This window comes from Oceanobacillus sp. B139/18 (genome assembly GCF_055524595.1).
In genome coordinates this window covers 919,599-939,380 of sequence record NZ_JBVFXI010000001.1, presented here as the reverse complement: position 1 = coordinate 939,380, position 19,782 = coordinate 919,599, and the positions used below count along the sequence as shown (strand labels likewise).

20 protein-coding genes are annotated in these 19,782 nt (G+C 40.4%); 1 reads left to right on the top strand and 19 read right to left on the bottom strand.

Annotated features, from left to right (window positions below; genetic code table 11):
• Positions 1 to 141: 141 nt before the first annotated feature.
• From asnS to ACZSMY_RS04500, 9 genes are all read right to left on the bottom strand, one after another.
• Positions 142 to 1,434 carry an asparagine--tRNA ligase gene (gene asnS / locus ACZSMY_RS04540; RefSeq protein WP_042534100.1) on the bottom strand — a complete coding sequence of 431 codons (1,293 nt, stop codon included), beginning with the start codon at positions 1,432 to 1,434 and terminating at the stop codon, positions 142 to 144.
• Between the two features lie 98 nt (positions 1,435 to 1,532).
• Entirely contained in the window at positions 1,533 to 2,048 is a 516-nt protein-coding gene (locus ACZSMY_RS04535) for a hypothetical protein (RefSeq protein ID WP_042534101.1), read from the bottom strand.
• A gap of 141 nt (positions 2,049 to 2,189) precedes the next feature.
• Positions 2,190 to 4,994 (bottom strand): ATP-dependent DNA helicase DinG, encoded by a 2,805-nt coding sequence (gene dinG / locus ACZSMY_RS04530; RefSeq protein WP_465147486.1) that lies wholly within the window; start codon positions 4,992 to 4,994, stop codon positions 2,190 to 2,192.
• A gap of 31 nt (positions 4,995 to 5,025) precedes the next feature.
• Positions 5,026 to 6,006, bottom strand: a complete 981-nt coding sequence (locus tag ACZSMY_RS04525) for a biotin--[acetyl-CoA-carboxylase] ligase (protein ID WP_193062175.1) — start codon at positions 6,004 to 6,006, stop codon at positions 5,026 to 5,028.
• A complete protein-coding gene (locus tag ACZSMY_RS04520) occupies positions 5,982 to 7,169 on the bottom strand; it encodes a CCA tRNA nucleotidyltransferase (protein WP_042534106.1) in 1,188 nt (395 codons plus the stop codon). Before ACZSMY_RS04520 ends, ACZSMY_RS04525 begins: the two co-directional genes overlap by 25 nt.
• 4 nt (positions 7,170 to 7,173) lie before the next feature.
• Positions 7,174 to 8,310 (bottom strand): N-acetyl-alpha-D-glucosaminyl L-malate synthase BshA, encoded by a 1,137-nt coding sequence (gene bshA, locus ACZSMY_RS04515; protein WP_465147485.1) that lies wholly within the window; start codon positions 8,308 to 8,310, stop codon positions 7,174 to 7,176.
• 15 nt (positions 8,311 to 8,325) lie between these two features.
• Positions 8,326 to 8,727: a methylglyoxal synthase gene (locus tag ACZSMY_RS04510; protein WP_042534109.1), complete on the bottom strand. Its 402-nt coding sequence runs from the start codon at positions 8,725 to 8,727 to the stop codon at positions 8,326 to 8,328.
• Between the two features lie 33 nt (positions 8,728 to 8,760).
• Positions 8,761 to 9,558: a 4-hydroxy-tetrahydrodipicolinate reductase gene (gene dapB / locus ACZSMY_RS04505; protein ID WP_193062176.1), complete on the bottom strand. Its 798-nt coding sequence runs from the start codon at positions 9,556 to 9,558 to the stop codon at positions 8,761 to 8,763.
• Positions 9,548 to 9,901 (bottom strand): nucleotide pyrophosphohydrolase, encoded by a 354-nt coding sequence (locus ACZSMY_RS04500; protein ID WP_042534113.1) that lies wholly within the window; start codon positions 9,899 to 9,901, stop codon positions 9,548 to 9,550. Before ACZSMY_RS04500 ends, dapB begins: the two co-directional genes overlap by 11 nt.
• Before the next feature lie 223 nt (positions 9,902 to 10,124).
• Here ACZSMY_RS04500 and ACZSMY_RS04495 point away from each other — a divergent pair, with 223 nt between their 5' ends.
• Entirely contained in the window at positions 10,125 to 10,991 is an 867-nt protein-coding gene (locus tag ACZSMY_RS04495; RefSeq protein WP_042534115.1) for a YitT family protein, read from the top strand.
• 549 nt (positions 10,992 to 11,540) lie between these two features.
• Here the strand turns inward: ACZSMY_RS04495 and ACZSMY_RS04490 are convergent.
• From ACZSMY_RS04490 to aroA, 10 genes are all read right to left on the bottom strand, one after another.
• Positions 11,541 to 12,215: a zinc metallopeptidase gene (locus ACZSMY_RS04490; RefSeq protein ID WP_042534117.1), complete on the bottom strand. Its 675-nt coding sequence runs from the start codon at positions 12,213 to 12,215 to the stop codon at positions 11,541 to 11,543.
• Positions 12,216 to 12,270: 55 nt separating this feature from the next.
• On the bottom strand, positions 12,271 to 12,525 hold the full coding sequence (locus tag ACZSMY_RS04485) for a sporulation protein YpjB (RefSeq protein ID WP_042534119.1): 255 nt from the start codon (positions 12,523 to 12,525) through the stop codon (positions 12,271 to 12,273).
• 171 nt (positions 12,526 to 12,696) lie between these two features.
• Positions 12,697 to 13,275, bottom strand: a complete 579-nt coding sequence (lhaT, locus tag ACZSMY_RS04480; RefSeq protein ID WP_042536273.1) for a lipoprotein heptaprenylglyceryl N-acetyltransferase LhaT — start codon at positions 13,273 to 13,275, stop codon at positions 12,697 to 12,699.
• Between the two features lie 88 nt (positions 13,276 to 13,363).
• On the bottom strand, positions 13,364 to 14,143 hold the full coding sequence (locus tag ACZSMY_RS04475) for a menaquinol-cytochrome c reductase cytochrome b/c subunit (RefSeq protein WP_042534122.1): 780 nt from the start codon (positions 14,141 to 14,143) through the stop codon (positions 13,364 to 13,366).
• 15 nt (positions 14,144 to 14,158) lie between these two features.
• A complete protein-coding gene (gene qcrB / locus ACZSMY_RS04470; protein ID WP_040981375.1) occupies positions 14,159 to 14,833 on the bottom strand; it encodes a menaquinol-cytochrome c reductase cytochrome b subunit in 675 nt (224 codons plus the stop codon).
• Positions 14,834 to 14,839: 6 nt separating this feature from the next.
• Positions 14,840 to 15,352 (bottom strand): QcrA and Rieske domain-containing protein, encoded by a 513-nt coding sequence (locus tag ACZSMY_RS04465; protein ID WP_042534127.1) that lies wholly within the window; start codon positions 15,350 to 15,352, stop codon positions 14,840 to 14,842.
• 148 nt (positions 15,353 to 15,500) lie between these two features.
• Positions 15,501 to 15,959, bottom strand: a complete 459-nt coding sequence (locus ACZSMY_RS04460; protein WP_042534130.1) for a DUF2487 family protein — start codon at positions 15,957 to 15,959, stop codon at positions 15,501 to 15,503.
• A 557-nt stretch (positions 15,960 to 16,516) separates the two neighbouring features.
• The gene (locus tag ACZSMY_RS04455; RefSeq protein ID WP_042534132.1) at positions 16,517 to 17,065 is read right to left on the bottom strand and encodes a ReoY family proteolytic degradation factor; all 549 of its coding nucleotides are present in this window, start codon (positions 17,063 to 17,065) and stop codon (positions 16,517 to 16,519) included.
• A 42-nt stretch (positions 17,066 to 17,107) separates the two neighbouring features.
• Complete coding sequence (locus ACZSMY_RS04450; RefSeq protein WP_465147484.1) at positions 17,108 to 18,367, bottom strand: tetratricopeptide repeat protein; 1,260 nt, start codon at positions 18,365 to 18,367, stop codon at positions 17,108 to 17,110.
• A 113-nt stretch (positions 18,368 to 18,480) separates the two neighbouring features.
• Positions 18,481 to 19,770: a 3-phosphoshikimate 1-carboxyvinyltransferase gene (aroA, locus tag ACZSMY_RS04445; protein ID WP_465147483.1), complete on the bottom strand. Its 1,290-nt coding sequence runs from the start codon at positions 19,768 to 19,770 to the stop codon at positions 18,481 to 18,483.
• Between the last annotated feature and the right edge of the window lie 12 nt (positions 19,771 to 19,782).

Below are 19,782 nucleotides of genomic sequence, written 5' to 3'. Positions count from 1 at the left end.
TATAGCATTTTTTCATAATGAAGATAGGAAAAACCCCTCGCTTACGAGCAAGGGATTTATGGATAATCATAACGTAATCCAGGGATTGCGTATTTGTAAAACAGAGGTTCCAACGCCTCTGATATGACACTTAAAGCTTTTTTAAGGGTATAAACGATTCAGCAGTCTTGGGAATGGAATCGTTTCGCGAACATGTTCTACTCCGGATAACCAGGCTACCGTTCTTTCCAGGCCTAAGCCGAATCCGCTGTGCGGAACACTGCCATATTTGCGAAGTTCCAAGTACCATGCATACGCTGGTCCAGTAAGTCCATGCTCTTCATAACGGCGCTCCATTAATTCCAGGTCATCAATACGTTGTGATCCGCCGATAATCTCTCCATAGCCTTCCGGAGCAATCAAGTCAGCACATAGCACAACATCGGAACGTTCCGGGTCCGGCTTCATATAGAAAGCCTTGATGTCTTTCGGGTAATTTGTAATGAAAACAGGCTTATCATAGCTTTCGGCAATTGCTGTTTCATGCGGCGCACCGAAATCTTCTCCCCATTCGATGTCATCGAAGCCTTTTTCCTTTAAGAATTCTACTGCATCATCATAGCTGATACGCGGGAATGGAGCTGTGATTTTCTCGAGTTTAGATGTATCTCTTTCTAATATTTTCAGTTCTAAATTACAGTTCGCTAACACAGACTGTACAATGAAGCTGACATAGTTTTCCTGTACCTGCAAGCTGTCTTCGTGGTCCATAAATGCCATTTCTGGTTCAATCATCCAAAATTCAATCAAATGCCTTCTTGTTTTTGACTTTTCTGCGCGGAACGTCGGCCCAAATGAAAATACTTTCCCTAATGCCATTGCCGCTGCTTCCATATAAAGCTGTCCGCTTTGAGATAAATAGGCTTCTTCATCGAAATATTTCGTATGGAAAAGCTCGGTTGTACCTTCAGCAGAGGAACCGGTTAAAATAGGCGGGTCCACCTTTACAAAACCGTTCGTATTAAAGAATTCATAGGTAGCCCGGATAATCTCGTTGCGAATCTTCATAACGGCGTGCTGCTTTTTAGAACGAAGCCATAAATGACGATGATCCATCAGGAATTCCGTGCCATGATTTTTTGGCGTAATCGGGTAATCTGTTGCTTCATGAATAACCTCCAGATGACTTACCTGCATTTCATAGCCGAAATCAGAGCGCGTATCTTCTACAATCTTTCCGGTAACATATAAAGATGTCTCTTGCGTCAGATTTTTAGCATCTGAGAATACTTCCTCCGAAACATCACTTTTCACAACCACACCTTGCATAAATCCGGTACCATCACGAAGCTGTAAGAAAGCAATTTTGCCGCTTGATCGTTTATTTGCCAGCCAGCCGCCAATGGTTACCTCCTCGTTTACGTGTTTCGGTGCTTCTTGAATTGTTATCTTCATCTTAAAATCCTCCAACTTGTTATTAAACGTTTCTTATTTGTTGTGTCTTTCTGCTAAAAAAGATGATTCTTTTACTGTTTTCCGGCAGCTTCATCCGCTTATGGGAACATTTTATCGTACGTGTATCTTTCTTCCAGACTCTGTCCATCAATCGAATAATAATCCATGACAAACCGATTATCTTTATCATGATACGTAATTTCCCACAGAGCCTGACCATCTTCATAGGCAGGGCTGATATCTGCAAAGCGGCATGTATCACAGCTGGATGACCAGGCATCTATGATAGCCTCTTCACTCATCATATCCTCCGTATCAATCGCAATTAATTCACGTTCCTCCCCTTCTAACGGGAGAAAAACAAGACGCTCCTCATTGTCTTCATTACTCGCATAAAATACGTGGTAATTATTTTCCCCATAGTAGCCCTGTATCGAATGAACATTTTGATAAGAGGTCTGCGATTCTATTTGATTTTTCGTGTTATCAAATCCTGCTGTCCGGCTATCGTTGATTATTTGATATAAATAAATGCTGTAGCCTATTCCGATAAGCAAGAGGACTGTGATTATAATCAATGTCCATAATACCCATCTATTTTTTGATTCCCTCATGTCATTCCATCCGTTTCTTCTAAGATTATCTTTCATCATTTACTATACCTAGATGTGCGGTTTCTGTAAACAAATACCGTTAAAAAATAACTTTGCATCAGCGGGGAGGAAATATTCCCGCTGATGAGCAGCTGTTCTTATTTATTGATGAAACCATTCTTCGGCATTACTTATCAAATGCCGTGTTGCTTCATAATGAACAGTTACGGAGGGGATGGATTCCAAAAAGTATTTCCCGTATTTAGCTGTTTTAATCCGTCCATCGCAAATAAATACAATTCCTCTGTCTTCTGAGGAACGGATTAACCGCCCAAAACCTTGTTTAAATTTAATAACTGCCTGTGGCAAGGACAGGTTCATAAACGGATTTTTTCCTTCTTCTTTCATCTGATGCGATTTCGCTTCAAAAACAGGATGGTTTGGCGGCTGAAAAGGCAGCCTTGCCATTACAAGCGCCGATAAATCCTCTCCTGGTATATCTACGCCCTCCCAGAAAGAGCTTGTTCCAAGCAGGATTGCCTGATCATAGGATTGAAAATTTTTCTTTAACCTGCTTCGGCTTCCGCTTGTCACTCCCTGGGCAATAATGACGTATTGCTGCTCTGTCATCATTTCCTTTAACAAATCATTTGCCTTTTTCAGCATGTCATAGGAGGTAAACAAGACAAGCATTCTGCCTGAAGTAATCTCTGCCAGCGACAAGATTGCTTCACATACAGCATAAACAAAATCAGCAATGTTTCCATATTTAATATCTGGAAAATCAGTTGGAATCAACAATTGCACCTGTTTATCATACTGAAACGGGGAAGCAATTTGCTCTGTTAATAAATCTTGCTCAGCTACACCTAATCTTTCTTTTATAAATGTAAAGGAGCTTCCCATTGTTAATGTCGCACTGGTGAAGATGATACTCTCTTTTTGGGAGAAAAATTCTTCAGCCAGTATCGGCGCGATATCCGCCGGCTCACTGTAAAGGAATACACTATGATGCTTTCCTTTTAAATCTACTTCAGCCCATTTAATCAATGCTACCTCATTTTGTTCCTGGAACATCACTTTTAAATCTTCTATATATTTTACTAACGCATCCTGCATTTGACCGATATCTTCCAGAAATTGTTTTTCATCTCCATTGTCCACGGAATATGCATCCATTAATTGAGATAAAACTTCCAACAGCCTCTGAAAATGCATACGCAATCGTGCCGCCATATCCTGAGCAAGCTGCCAGGAATCCTGCTGATAGGTTTCCGGCTTGATACGATATTGGACTCTTCCCAAATCACTGGTTGCTTTATCGTTCTTCTGCTGTGACCTGACAAAGCGCTCAATCAGATGAAAAAGTTCGTCAATATCATACTTCGCTTCTCTGATAGCTGTATTCCATTTATGAGCTAATGCTTCTCTTTGTCCTATATCAGAAGCTTTCAGAACGGAACTGAATTGTTTATCCTCATCAGCTGTCCCTAAATAATTACATGTAAATTGCATTTGTATGTAATCCAATTTTAGCCCGTAATGATGGGATGCTGTTTCTTCAAAATGATGCGCCTCATCGATAATGGCCTTTTGATAGCTTGGTAAAAAAGCATAGTCATTAAACATATCCGTACAAAGCAAGGCGTGATTGGTAATGACAACATCAGCTTTTTGTGCCCTTCGTCTGGCCAGCTGATAATAGGAATGGTGAAACCAGGGCGATTTTGGGTTCATTATTTTCTCTACATCAGCAGAAACCTTCTGGAAGAAAATATAGCCCCCTGCCGGCAGTTGAATCTCATCAATATCCCCTGTTTCTGTCTCCGTGATCCATACAAGTAATATCGCTTTTGTCAGGACAAAATCATAATTATCCTTTGGACCGTAATCAAGCTCATAAAGAAACTTCTCTAAATTTAAGTAATGATTTTTTCCTTTCATTAAAGCCACTTTAAAAGGGCTTGTGATAATTTTCCTTAATAAAGGAATTTCTTCTTCCAGCAGCTGGCTCTGCAATTGAGTTGTATACGTGCTGATGACGAGGCGTTCACGTTGGTTAACAGCCTGGTAAACAGCTGGCAATAAATAAGCTAAAGATTTTCCTGTGCCGGTGCCCGCTTCGATAAACGCATGTTTTTTTGCAGAAAAGGCATCATAAATCGTCTCTGACATTTGCCGCTGCCCTTTCCTTGGCTCATAGGAAGAAAAGGCTCTCGAAAGCGATCCCTGCTCTTCATAAACGGCATCTAAGTATTCTCCGAACGATATGTCTATCTGCGCATCAGATTTCATCTCTTTTTCAGACATACGAAAAGCAAGACCCTGATAATGCTTTATTTGCTTATCCGGATGCTCTCGGAATGCTATTTCTTCCAGGCGGTTATCCAGGATAGCCGCTAAGTCGGATTGCAGTTTTTCTTCGAGATTTTTTAGTTTAAATAACGTTTCATATGGGAGATGATCTAATTTCTCTTTTAACTTCATAAATAGCTTTGCCGTTACATACGCATCTGATAAAGCACGGTGCGGATCGTCATGATGCAGCTCGAAATGCGCAGCCAGATGACTCAATTTATAACTGGATATACTCGGGAATAATATTCTCGACAGCTCCACTGTGTCCAGAACCTGATTTTTTAATTCGGGATAACCGTTCGACGTTAATTCCATATTGAGAAAGCCGACATCAAAGGCGGCATTATGTGCAACAATATAACTGTCCTTTAAAATCCGGGTGATTTCTTCCGCTTCATCGCTAAATAACGGGGCGTCCTTTACTTCTTCATCATGAATCCCTGTCAGATGAGAAATAAATGGAGGGATAGGCTGATTCGGATTTAATAAGGTCGTCTTTGTTTCTTTAATTTCATCATTTTCAATCGCAACCATGCCTATCTCAATTATTTTTCCCGACTTTGACGGAGAATTTCCGGTCGTCTCCAGGTCAATCACAACATATCGCAACAGATCACCTCCAATCTAATTTTTATTTTTTCTAGCGGTCAAACCATGTGATTTCAGCAGAATAGAGCGTTACAGGACTGCCTTCCGCTGATTCCACAATCAGGGCTCCTTCGTCAGTAATCCCTAAAAATCGGCCGGTCCACTCTTCATGAAATGTTTTGATTTTAATATTTTCATCTATTTTAAAGGCATGTTCTTCCCATTCCGATTTAATAGCTTTAAAACCATAGTTTAAATACATCTCATATGTATTTTCAAAATGCTTTAATATTGTCTGAACGATTTTAATCTTATCCCAGCTGTTCCCGGACTCTCTTTTTAAGGAGGTTGCAATATCCCGAATGGAAGCATCCCAGCTCGCTTCATCCTGATTCACATTTAAGCCGATACCAATTAAAACATAATTGATTCGGTCTTGCTCTCCCTGCATTTCTGTTAAAATACCGCAGAGTTTTTTATCTCCGATCAATAAATCATTCGGCCATTTGATACCGATGGGTAATCCGGTCAGCTGATGGAGTGCTTTTCTTAAAGCAACTGCTGTTAACAGCGTCAGTTCGGAAGCTTTATTTGGTGGAATAGGCGGTCTGAGCAGGAGGGTCGCCCATAAACCTTCTTTATCCGAAAACCAATTCTTTTTCATTCTTCCTCTGCCTGCTGTCTGTTCCTCTGCAATGATGATCGTGCCATCCGGAGCATTGTCCCGTGCTGCTTCGTGTCCAATGATTTGAGTCGACGGTGTTGCCTCTTTATGAATAATATGATGCCCCATCCATTTTGTTTCCAAACCCCAGCGGATCGTATTACTGCTGACTTTATCCGGAAACGAAACAATCCGGTAGCCCTGACTTCTTTTCGCATCAATATGATAGCCATCACTTTCCAAATCCTTCATATGCTTCCAGATTGCATTCCGGGAAATGCCTAATTGTTCAGAGAGCGCTTGGCCAGAGATGTAGCTCATTTTATTTTCGGATAATAGTTTGATTAATCTTGAACGGGTAGATTCCATTGTATCCAGTCCTTTATTTTCGATTTTTCATTTGCCAGCTTGGAGGTAACAATTTGATATTCTATTGCATCTAATTGCTGCTTTATCCATTTACCTTTTGGACGTTCAGGAAACCATTTCATTAAATCATATCCATTCACGCAAAGCTCTTTTTTAGATAAAATAGGAAGCTTCTTCCGGATAGAATAAAATACTTCTATATCGATGATTTTCTTATCTGTCTGTTTTACTAAGTATATGAAAAAGTCCCACTGTTTCCTTGGCAGCTGATAGACAAACCAGGCATCTATTCCATTCTCTTTATAGCGATGATATGCATCTACAAGCGTGTTTGCTTGCTGCTTTAATTGATTGGAACATTTATAGGCCTTGGTACAGTCTGCTGCTGTGATAGACTCACTATTTAGCTCGACAAAGGCAAAAACAGGAGCAAGCGAAGCAACAGGTTCTATTTCCTTTAACAGCAGCGGAGTGTCTTTAAAAATAGGCAGGTGGTGATAGAGCTCTAATTCAAAAATATACTCCACTGCTTTGCTAAAATAAGCACCAGCACATAATTTTTCTAATTCAACGGTTAACCGTTCCACTGCTAATTTATCTATTAATGCTCTGCAGCTTTTCATAGCTTCTTTTGTATTAACTTCAATGGAAAACCCTAGTTGGCTGGAAAAACGCAGCGCACGGATAATGCGCAAAGCATCCTCTTTGAACCGGTCTGCTGCATCACCTACCGTCTGGATTCGTCTGCCGGCAATGTCCTCTCTTCCTCCAAAAGGGTCTAATACCTTGCCATTGGCATCCATGGCAATGGCATTCATGGTAAAATCTCTGCGTTTTAAGTCTTCTTTTATATCGCGGACAAAATGAACTTCATCCGGCCGGCGGTGATCTGTATAGGTCCCTTCTGTCCGGTAAGTAGTTACTTCAAAAGATTCCTGTTCATACCGGACAATCACAGTACCATGCTCGATTCCCACCGGGATGACCTTCGGGAAAATTGCTTGTATTTCCGAAGGGAAAGCTGATGATGCAATATCTACATCATGAATAGGACGGCCGATAATATAATCGCGTACACAGCCGCCGACGAAGTATGCTTCGTAATGATGCTCTTCTATGATGGAAATTATGTTTGCTGCCTTATGGAAAATAGATGGTAGCATGCTTCTAGCCTCTTTTCCCTTCTTCTAAAACCTTGTCGTATAAAGCTTCATATTGGTTAACAATCTTTGCGGATGCAAAAAGATTCCGCACATGCTCGATAGCTGCTTCTGAAAATTGGTGTTGCTTCTCCGGATCTGATAAAAGCTCAATAGCGTATGATGCAGCCTGTTCGATATCTCCAAGCTCTACAATATACCCTGTTTTATCATGGGTCAATACTTCAGGAATACCGCCGACATTGGTTCCAATCCCAGCCACGCCGCAAGCCATCGCTTCTAATAATACTAGCCCGAAGCTCTCTTTTTCAGACATAAGCAGCATTACATCTGCCATTGCCAGTATATCACTGACATTATTTTGTTTCCCCAGAAAATGTACTTCTGTTTTCAGCCCTAATTCATTAACATGCTGAACCATATCTGAATATTCCGGGCCGTCACCAATTAATAATAATTTGGAAGGAATGCTTTCATTAACTATTTTAAAGGTATCTATGATATCTTGGACCCGTTTTACCTTCCGAAAGTTCGAGATATGAATCATAATTTTGTCAGAAGCATTTATCTGAAATTGGCTGCGCAGCTCCGCCCCTTTTTGGGGGTAGTATTCATTTTCATTAATAAAGTTATAAATTACATCCATTTCTTTCTGGATATCCAGCATGTCTACAGTTTGTTTACGCAAGCTTTCTGAAACAACGGTAACTGCATCGGATTGTTCGATACCATGACGGATAATAGGCTTTAACGTGTTATCTATGCCCAGTATAGTAATATCTGTTCCATGTAAGGTAGTGACAATTTTTACAGGGTGCTTCGCCATATCTCTTGCTAAAATACCGCAAATAGCATGCGGCATCGCATAATGAACATGAAGAATATCCAATTTTTCGCGGTCGATCACCTCTGCCATCTTGGCAGCTAAAGCTAAATCATAAGGCGGATATTGAAATACAGGGTAATGACTCATCTCTACCTGATGATAATACACATTCACATACACTTTTTCTAAACGAAAGGGCATACTGGAGGTGATAAAATGTATTTCATGACCCTTTTCCGCTAATTTCTTACCTAATTCTGTAGCGATTACTCCTGAACCGCCAATGGTTGGATAGCATGTAATTCCTATTTTCTTCACAATTCCCCTTCTTTCTTAATCTTCCTTCACGATTTCTCTCCACTGAAAATCGCCCCGATTCAGCCCGTGCATGAAAATTTCCCCGCCGGCAATATTGGTCGCTAAAGGAATTTGATACACATCACATAACCGCATTAACGCGCTGATATCAGGCTCATGCGGCTGGGCAGTCAACGGATCCCGAAAGAAAATAACCATGTCCATTTTATTCTCTGCAATCATACTGCCTATCTGCTGATCGCCGCCAAGCGGACCAGATTTAAAACGATGGACCGAAAGACCTGTTGACTCCATAATCCGGGTCCCTGTTGTTCCTGTAGCAAATAAGTGATGATTCTTTAGTACATGTGTATAAGCAGTTGTAAACTCGACCATATCTTCTTTTTTCTTATCGTGCGCAATTAATGCAACATTCATGACGGCTCCCCCTTTATTTATATCTGTTATTTCTTATAAAATATTTTCTAAACCATAAATAAGCTCGTCCAAATCCATGACCTGGTGGACACATTCTTTGATGCCGTCCATAAAGGAGGCTCTGTTCATCGAATCATGCTGGATGGTTAACGTTTGTCCGGCACCGCCAAACACCACTTCCTGATGAGCTACCAGACCAGGGAGACGCATACTGTGAATACGCATGCCATCAAAATCTCCCCCGCGGACACCTTTAATGGTTTCTTCTTCATCGGCATGACCTTGCTTTTTCGATTTTCTGGATTCCTGAATAAGCTCCGCGGTTTTCTTCGCCGTACCGGATGGCGCGTCCAATTTTTGATCATGATGCTTTTCAATGATTTCCACATCCGGAAAATAGGCAGCTGCCATTTTTGCAAATTTCATCATTAACACAGCTCCGATAGCAAAATTAGGCGCAATAATACACCCGGTTTGTTTTTCTTTTGTCAGCTGTTTTAACTCTTCTAACTGCTCATTTGTATATCCTGTAGTTCCTACCACTGGACGAATGCCATGATTCAAAGCTGCTTTTGTATGTTTATAACCGACTTCAGGTATCGTTAAATCAACAAATACATCAGCCTGCTGCTCGGAAAAGCATTTTTCGATGTCTGTGTAGATTGGGGCATTAAAATCACCTGAAAAGCCTTCTAAATCACTTAATTTCTTTCCGTCATTTTTATGGTCTAAACAAGCGGTCAATTCAAAATCAGCTGTGTCATAAATCATATGGACTGCTTCTTTTCCCATTCTTCCTCTCGGACCTGCTACGATTATTTTAATTGCCATGATTATTTTCCTCCTCTTTTCTTGTCCAGCGATTTTTATCTCTTGTTTCAAATTTTTGCATCGATTTCTCGAAGGAATCCGACAAATCAAAATCCAGCGAGTTAGCTAAACAGGCCAATACAAAAAGCATATCGCCGACTTCTTCCTCCACTGTATTTTCTTTCTCTTCTGCTTTCTTTGGCTTCTCACCATGGTAATGATTAATTTCTCTTGCTAATTCTCCTGTCTCCTCAGATAATCTTGCCATCAAAGCAAGCGGAGAGAAATATCCTTCCTTAAATTGAGATATGTATTGATCCACACGTTTTTGGACATCTTTTAATGTATGGCTGGTATTCTCCATTTCTGACACCTCTTTAAAATCAATATACTTTTTTTCTCTTCTTTCATGTTAGCTAAAAGCAAGGATTTTGACAACTAATTGGTACAGTATGCGGATTGTTACTTGATTTTATATTGGCTATAATAGATATTGGCTATAAACAAGCTGTAAATACTAGGAATTGCATACATAGGCACATCGTCAGCTTTACGGTTGAAACGTGAACATAAGGAGGCATAATAAGTTGAAGGTTCGAGTAAAAAATATTGTATTTATTTTAATAGGAGCAGCCATCTTTTCCTTTGGACTTGTCCATTTTAATATGCAGCACAATCTAGGAGAAGGCGGTTTTACAGGTATCACCCTGCTGCTTTTCTTCTTATGGGATATCGACCCGGCAATCTCGAATATTGTCCTTAATATTCCGGTATTTTTTATTGGATGGAAAATACTAGGCAGGAATGCGTTTGTCTATACCATGGTTGGAACTTTATCCGTGTCTCTTTTTCTCTGGATTTTTCAAATCTATCAGATTCAAATTGGATTAGAGGATGATATGACACTTGTCGCTTTATTTGCAGGTGTGTTTATCGGTATTGGATTAGGAATTATTTTCCGCTTTGGCGGGACAACCGGCGGAGTGGATATTATCGCCCGCATCATTAACAAATTCACTTCTTGGAGTATCGGAAAAGCGATGTTTGTCTTTGACTTTCTTGTGATTATCACTTCTATTCTGACATTCCTTGAGCTGTCTGAAGGAATGTACACTCTGCTGGCTGTATTTGTTGGCGCGCGGGTGATTGATTTTATTCAGGAAGGCGCATACGCTGCAAAAGGAGCATTTATCATCTCAAATCAAAGTGAAGAAATCGCAGAACAGATTATGGAAAAAATGGAACGGGGCGTGACAATTTTAAATGGTCAGGGGAGCTTTTCCAAAGAGAAAAGGAATGTGCTCTACTGTGTAGTCGCACGAAATGAAATTGTCCGGATGAAAAACATCATTAATCAGACAGACCCTTCTGCCTTTGTTTCGATGACAACCGTGCATGAGGTGATGGGAGAAGGTTTCACATTGGATGAGAATAAAAAGCCGTTAAATGATTAGGCAAGATAAAAAGGAGCTTAGGAAATTATCCTTAGCTCCTTTCTCTTACATAGCTGAATGATTGGCTAATAAGAAATACACTACGCTTTCCGTGGGCCCCGAGCTCATCTCCTTCAAAGAAGACCTGCTGATTGGCAAGCCTATAGGCATAGACAGAAGTAAAGTCACACTTATGCCCTGTGGGTAGAAAAAAGGAGTTCGCTTTTTTCTGCGGGGTCTTCACACTGGGATTGCGATTACTTGCCCCATCAAAACCATCGCTAGAATTTGTGTTATTTCTTTGTAAAAAAGCAAATAAAAATGTAATTCCACATAGATGGGAGCGGATGTTGTCGACTCCTGCGGGAAAAGCAGCAGGTGAAGCCCCCGCATAAAGTGGGCTTCTTTCGAGAAGGCTGAACGTTGCCAGCGAAAAGCGGCTTCCCGGAGCGGACATCTGCCCGGCAAGAATACCAATATTTTAAAGAACTAGTGATTTTTTTGGTTTTATTTATATTTATTCCTTAGCTAAAAAAAGATGACCCCTTTCGGATCATCTTTTTTTACATATCAGTCTCTATTTGCCGCAAAGATAAGAATAAAGCGGATAAGCTCAGCAACGGCAACCAATGCTGCAGCAACATAGGTCATTGCGGCGGCATTTAATACTTTTTTTGTTTCCCGTTCTTCATTGTTACGGATAATACCCGCTGAAACCATCTGGGTCATCGCCCGATTTGAAGCATCAAACTCAACTGGCAGTGTCACTAATTGGAAAAGCACTGCAGCTGCGAAGAAGATAATTCCAAGAAGCAGCATATTACTTGCTTGCATAAGCATACCCGCAATGATTAAGAACATAGAAATATTAGAGCCGAAGTTTGCTACTGGAACTAAAGCACTTCGAAAGCGTAAAAATGCATACTCTTCCTGATCCTGGATCGCGTGGCCTACTTCATGTGCTGCGATAGCAGAAGAAGCCATCGATCTGCCGTTGTAATTATTTTCAGAAAGGTTTACTTGCTTTTTACGTGGATCATAATGATCTGTTAATTCCCCTTTAACCATTCCAATCTGTACATCATGCAAACCATTATCATCTAAAATTTTCCTGGCAACGTCTGCGCCCGTCATTCCGGAAGATGTTGGTTTTTTAGAGTACTTTGTATACGTGCTTTTTACTTTTCCTGATGCAAGCATCGGTACAATCATTAATAAGACAAAATAAATCAAATAAGCGACCATTTCTTAATACCCCCATTACTGTATCATAAGGTCAATTTTAGTCAGTATCTCTATTTTAGTCAACTGATTTGTCGTTTTTGCGGACCGGCTTATTCCCTGCATTTTCCCCTTTGTATTTTTTCCAACTTACATAAGATAATGTAACAATAATGCAACCGCCTACAATTATGACACCTAAAATAAACGGAGACGGCGCTAAGCTGTTATAGTAAATGTTTCCTGATGGAATAGAGGCAGCATGAACATCGTTTGCATGGTAAAACATCCCTATGAATCCGATTGTCATCACACGAAGCAGTTTCTCTGCCATAGAGATCACCTCTGATCTTTTGATGTATATTCTAAGTTTATGATGAGAGGCGACTTGGTATGACGGTCAGGTTTTTCTGATTAGTAAGAATAGATGAAATAGTAACATAAATACTTTGGAAATAGCTATATCTTGCCCGAAATTCTGAGGGCTCTAACTTCAGGAAGCTTCTTATATATGCCGTTGTTTCTTGTGAACCGTCAGGTAATAAGCAAGCAGAACAGACACCACGCTTAACCAAAATGTAAAATAACCAATTTCATTCATATACTCTGTTAAATCGGAATAAATAGGCATTTGGCCAAAGACATAATCAATAATATCATTATGTAACACAACAATCCCGGCAAGTGTTAAATGCCGCAGCTTTATTTTGTAATACGGTGCATAAAGCAATCCTTGAATAGCCATTCCTAAATGGGATGCAATCAGCATGTAGCCTGCTTCGCCAATATTTCCACCAGTTGCCACGGTTAATAAATTCATAACGACGGCCCAGACGCCGTATTTAAATAAAGAAACAATTGCTAATGCCTCGATGTAGGGTATGTTTTTCCCAAAAATAAAAAACAACAGGAAAATCGTAAAGAACAGACTGGCTGTCGGACTGTCCGGGACAAACGGAATAAATATCGGCGGAGTTATTTCTAATTGTGATCCATACCAGTAATAACCATAGATGGTCCCCAGGAAATTTATCATGAAAAGCAGGATCAAAAATTTTTTATCTAATAATATGTATGACAGCATTTTCAATTCAATTTCTCCCTTCTGTCATTATCATCAATAGAGAAAGCACCTTTGCCTTATTGTGGACAAAGGTGCTTCTGACTATTCTTTATTCTGCTGCTGCTTCATTGGTTTCAATGATAAAATCTGCTAATTGTTCCAGTTCTTCATCCGTTCCTTGGAACTGATCGGCAGGCATGGAACCAATACCATTGACAGCAATATCCATAATTTCTTCTTTGGTGTGCTCATTTCCTCCGACTAACGCAGGACCTGCTCCACCTTCCAATTCTCCGCCATGACAGCTTAGACAGCTTGTTTCATACGCTGCAAATCCAGGGTGACTCTCATCAACAATAGATTCGCCTGGAGGAATTGGTTTGTTTTGCTCGGCACGCTCTTCCCAGTCAACTGGTGCTGCAGAAGTATACGTTAACCAAATAACGGACGCTAGTCCTAAAAGCATCATCCCAACAGCAATTGGACGGTGACGCGGACGGCGCCCAGGACCGTTGTCCAAGAATGGAGCAAGGAATAGCGCTCCAAACCCAATTCCCGGAATAACAAGAATTCCAAGAATAATCCAATTACCACTTGCAAATTGATACTTTAATAATTCATACAAGAATAAGAAATACCAGTCTGGCAGCGGGATATATGCTGCATCTGTCGGATCAGCCATTCCTTCAAGCGGAGATGGGTGTGCCAACACCAAGCATAAAAACCCTACAAGGAAAACTGCTCCGGCCAACCATTCTTTTAATAAAAAGTTGGGCCAAAAAGCTTCTGTTCTACCAGGATACTCGGAATAATCTTTTGGTACTTTTGATGTTCTTTCCGCTGTGATCCGAGAATCACCAACGAATTTCATACCTTTACCCTTATGCATTGGTTGCCCTCCTTTTTATAGTGGTCCGGAAATACCTTGTCTACGGATTAAGATAAAGTGAATTGCTAATAATGCAAACAATGCTCCCGGTAAAAAGAAGACATGGATTGCAAAGAAACGTGTCAGGGTTTGTGCACCAACAATAGTAGCATCCCCAGCTAGAAGCGTTTTAAGAGCTTCTCCAATAAATGGTACTTGTTCCGCGATTTCTAGTCCCACTTGAGTCGCAAAGTACGCTTTGTTGTCCCAAGGAAGCAGGTAGCCTGTAAAGCCTAGTCCCAGAATAACAAAGAAGATAAGAACTCCTACCATCCAGTTAAGCTCACGAGGTTTTTTATATGCCCCTTGGAAAAATACCCGTAAAGTATGTAATAATAGCATTACGACAACGACACTAGCGCCCCAGTGATGCATACCGCGGACAATTTGAGCATGTGCTACTTCTGTCTGCAGGTAGTAAACAGATTGCCATGCGTTTTCAATATCCGGCACATAATACATTGTTAAAAACATACCGGAAAGAATTTGGATTACTACTACAAAGAATGTTAATCCGCCAAAACAGTATACAAATGCGGAAAAGTGATGCGCTGGATTAACGTGCTCTGGAACCTCGTGATCGGCAATATCTCGCCATATTGGCGTAATATCAATGCGATCATCGATCCAATCATAAATCTTCTGTAACATTGTTTATTACGCCTCCTCATGTGGTCTAATATTACCTAGGAACAGCATGCCATCCCTTTCTTCCTGTTCATAAACATCAAGCGGTTGCAATGGCGGTGTTCCAGGAACATTCACCCCATTCTTGTAATAACGGCCATTGTGGCAAGGACAGAAGTACTCCTCTGGATAGTCGTCATTTCCTTCCCAAGAAACAAAACAACCTAAATGTTTACAAACTGGGGAAAAGGCAACAATTTCGTCATCATCATTTCGATATACCCAGGCTGTTTGATTTACTTCTGATTCATACCAGCCATCTACCTGATCGACAGTCCAATCGACACGCTGTGGATCAGAAGTGATTTCAGAAACTTCTAGTCCAACATTTGCAAAATCTCCGCCTTCACCGGACTTCAATACAGGATCGATTGCCATCCGAACAGGTGATATCAGCAAACCGGCAGCCATAAAGCCCCCTACGCCTGTAAGCGTATAATTTAAAAATTGTCTGCGGGATATATCGCGTTTTTCATCACTCATGGTTTTCCCCCCTCTGTGTTCAAATAGTCACGGACATTTTTAAGATAAAATCAGATTACTAGGACACTAATAATGATAGCGTAAACTATTGGTTCGGTCAATATATATCCTAGGTTAACTGTAAATGTTTTGATAATTTTGTTTTACTCTACCAAAAGGACTTGACTAATTCTGCTGTTTGCATAGTCTGGTCTCTTATCATGTCTTTTATTGCAGCTGGTTCGGCATCTTTTAAAGGAATAGTTGGAAGCCAAATAAATTCTCCTTCTAAATCATTGGCTATTTTTCGCCAAGACGGATCAAAGCTGATATAGAGCACCTGTTTAAAAGGCTGTTCGTTAAAATGAGCTGTCCACTGATTTAATCGCTCTGCCTCTTCGGACCTCTCTGCCGAGTTGATGTATGTATAAGTCGGAGTAAGCATAATTCTGCCCATTAATTCTTTCTCCAGCTCTCTGGCAAAAAGCGTTAAAATCTCATACTGATCTGCATTTTTAGCAGTAGCATCTAAAGCACCAATTTGAAAAGGTGCTAACGGTACAATCACTGTATCAATATACTCCTTCGCTTGTTCATATTTCTGCAAATCAACCCTTGTCCATTTCATAAACAATCCTCCCTTCCAAAATACTTGCCTATATTGTAACAATTTTTCACACATATAGGAAAGGATAAATTGTCAGCAAATACAACTGATAGACAGACAGGCCCAGGCCATGACAAACACGGTCTCTTTTTCGCGATTCCAAGCTTATTTGCCAATCTTTCTTATTCTATCCATGATGAATAATATTTAATCTATTTGTTACAAATTCAATTTTCACACCTAAGAATAAGCATATATATCTTGCTATTCCCGGATGAATATGTTCTCCATTACATGCTTACTTTTTGATTAAATATCCGGCCTTTTTGGAATTGGTGATGGTCCATAGCTCCTGCAACCAACCACTCCGCTTTCCGACATACAAATGTTTTCGATGGGACGAGTAATCGCAGCCCCAGGACGTCGGAAAGCAAAACGGAACGCCGTAACTCCTGTTTCTATGGAAATGAAGTTACTTTTTAATGTATGAAACTTGAGTTACGAAAAAAAACAACCCATAAAAATATAGGTTGCTTTTAAACATTATCATTTGATTTATACGTTTTTAAGCTTGCTCTTTATGATTTATTCAGCAGTTTCTCTAACTCTTTTGTCAGCTCTAAAAATTTCGTATGATTTCCCGAATCTAAAGCCTCATCAATCGCTTCCCGCAAACGTTCCTGTTTTTGATTAATCAGGAGCTGATCCAATAATTCAGATGTGGTCTGTTTGTCATCTTTTGTTAAATAGTAATCATCCGGCAAGAATGGGTTTTCTTCTAATACAGCAGCATAATAAGCGCTTTGGTTTGCCTGATGAAAATTTAATTGGATAAATAACGCTTCCTGTTTGTTTAACCGGATGTCATGAAAAGTTTTCTCTGCGTCCGTTGTTACCAGATGATTTTTGTAAAATCGAAATGGTATTTTCTCTGAACAGCGACTGGAAATCATTACGCCTCTAGGACAATACTTTACATCTCTAACAAAATGCACATGTTCTAAAATATCCATATGGTTTACTAAGTAATTAAGTATCCATACACTTTCCCGTTTTTTTAAGCGGTAATGGTTTAAAAACCACTGGATGAAGTCCTTCTTATCTTTTGCAGTTACAGATGATAGCATTCCGCTCTCCCCTCTCTCCTCTCTAAAAGCTAGACATGTCACCTACAATAAATCTTGTTCCAAGCGTTCCACATGCTCACGCACATCTTCATCAATAGGCTGCTGGCCGAGATATGCTTTCAGGACTGGAATGGCTTCTTGCAGTCTTCCTTCCTCGGTCAGGAAATAGCCATACTCTTTTAAAAAGTCGCTGTCATGCTGTAAACTAGTATATGCTTCCTGATAGCTATTTAATGCATCACCAAACGATTCTATTTCAACATAAGCTTTGGCCAGTTCCCAATCATAGAGTGCATCCTCTGCACCAGAGTTTCTAATACTTTGGATTAATTCAACAATCTCATCAAATGCTTCTCTTGCTTTAAGCAGTTCAATCAAAAATAAGACAGCTTCCTTATAATCCGGCTCTAAAGCGATAGCCTGCCTGACATACTCTTCACTTTCCGCATTTCTCCCTAATTGGTGAGCAATATCTCCAGCCAGGAAATAGAGTTCTTTTTGATAGGAGTCTCTTTCCAAACCTTGTTCCGCAACTTTATAAGCTTCTTCCAGCGTCCCTTGTTCCTTATATACATTGGCAAGCTGGGTATACGCCGCATAATAGTCTTGATCGATTTCCAACACATGCTCCCAAGCTTTTATAGCGATGTCATTACGATCAGCCTGATGGGCGGTGATTCCATATTTAAATAAATTATCCGGTTCCGGGTCTTCCTCTTCTTTGTAAAATTCAAGTGCTTTCTCATATTCACCAGCAGCAGCATATGCTTCTCCAAGCCGGTCTTCTATAGCAACATTCCCTATTTCTTTTGCTTTCGCATAGACGCGCTCATAGTAGTTGATAGCCTTTAGGTATTCGCCGATAGAAAAGAATAATTCTCCGAGCGCAAAGTCAATAACGCTCTCTTGAGGGTCGATATGCTTTGCTTCCAACAGCTTTTGCTCCGAAACTTCAAATAATCCCTGAGCCTGATATAAATCCGCAAGTTGGATCAACGCCTGAATATATCCTTCATCTTCTTCCGGAATTTCATTTAATATCGTAATCGCCAGCTCATCTTCTTCGGATTCAATAAAAATATCAGATAAGGTAAGCTTCAGCGACGTTTCTTCAGGATATTTTTCAATCAATTGTTCGAGGATGGTTCTAGATTCAATTAGAAATCCCCACTGCAGGTATAGTTCAGCTATTTGAAACAGAGAATCATCATCTGCGTTTTTTTGGTAATCACTTAATAATGCTAACGCCTTTTCTGTTTCATTTTTTTCAGCCAGTTCGATTGCTTGTTGAATGGTGTTCATTTAAAAGAACCCCTCTCTTTTTGTGTTTCTTTTGCTTCCAATTTATCATACAAAAAAGATAGCTACAGTTCAAATAACTAGAACTGTAGCCAGAATTTAAATATACGAAAATGTTATTGCAAAATTGCTTCCAGGTCATCAAAAAATGTCGGATACGATATATTGATACTGTCTTTTTCATCCATTTTTACCGGGCTTTCTGATACGAGCGCTGCGATAACACCCATCATGGCAATCCGGTGATCCATATAGGAGGAAATGGTGCCGCCTGTTAGACGGGTTGGTCCTTCAATAATCATTCCGTCCTCGGTCGGTGTGATATTTGCTCCCAGTGTTGTTAAATTTTTACACACTGCTTCAATGCGGTCTGTTTCTTTTACCTTCAGTTCTTCGGCGTCCTTGATTACCGTTTTTCCTTCTGCCTGTGTTGCCAGCAAGGCAAGTATTGGAATTTCATCAATCAGGCGGGGGATGACTTCCCCTTCTACTGTCGTCCCTTTTAAGGCAGTATATTTAATGGTTAAATCACCAATTTTTTCACCGCCTGTAGTGCGCTCATTAGAAACAGTAATAGCTGCCCCCATTTGCTTGACTACATCTAAAATGCCCGTCCGGGACGCATTTAAACCGACGTTCTTTAACGTAACTGTACTTCCGGGCACAATTGCTCCGGCAGCTAAAAAGAAAGCAGCTGAGGAAATGTCGCCGGGGACTTCCACGTCACAAGCTGTCAGCTTCCCTTTGTTTGTAACGACAATTCCTTCTTCCTTCTGCTTTAAATCAGCACCAAAGGCTTGAAGCATAACTTCTGTATGGTTTCTTGTTTCAGTGTCTTCTTGTACGACAGTTTCTCCTTCTGCAACCAAGCCTGCCAATAAAACAGCTGATTTTACTTGAGCGCTTTTCACCGGAAGGCGGTAGGTAATTCCTTTTAAGGCGCCTCCATGAACGGTAATCGGGAGATATTTTCCATCTTCCTGCCCATGAATTGCAGCACCCATTTCTCTTAATGGCGTAACCACACGATCCATCGGACGCTTTGTAAGAGAAGCATCCCCAAAAATCTTCGTTTCAAATGGCAGTCCAGATAATAGACCCAGCATTAATCTGGTCGTGGTCCCTGAATTACCAAAATCGAATGCTCCAGCAGGCTTTTTTAATCCTTCTAACCCATTCCCATGAACGAGTACGGAGCTTCCTTCTTTTTCAATCTGTACTCCCATCTCCCGAAAAGCATCAATCGTTCTGTGACAATCCTCCCCGTCAAGGAAATTTGATATTTTTGTAATTCCATGTGAAATACTCCCGAAAATAATAGAACGATGTGATATCGACTTATCTCCAGGAACGATAACTTCACCTTCTAATCTTGGTGAGGTGTATTCAAATTGAACATGCGACAATACGTTCTCCTC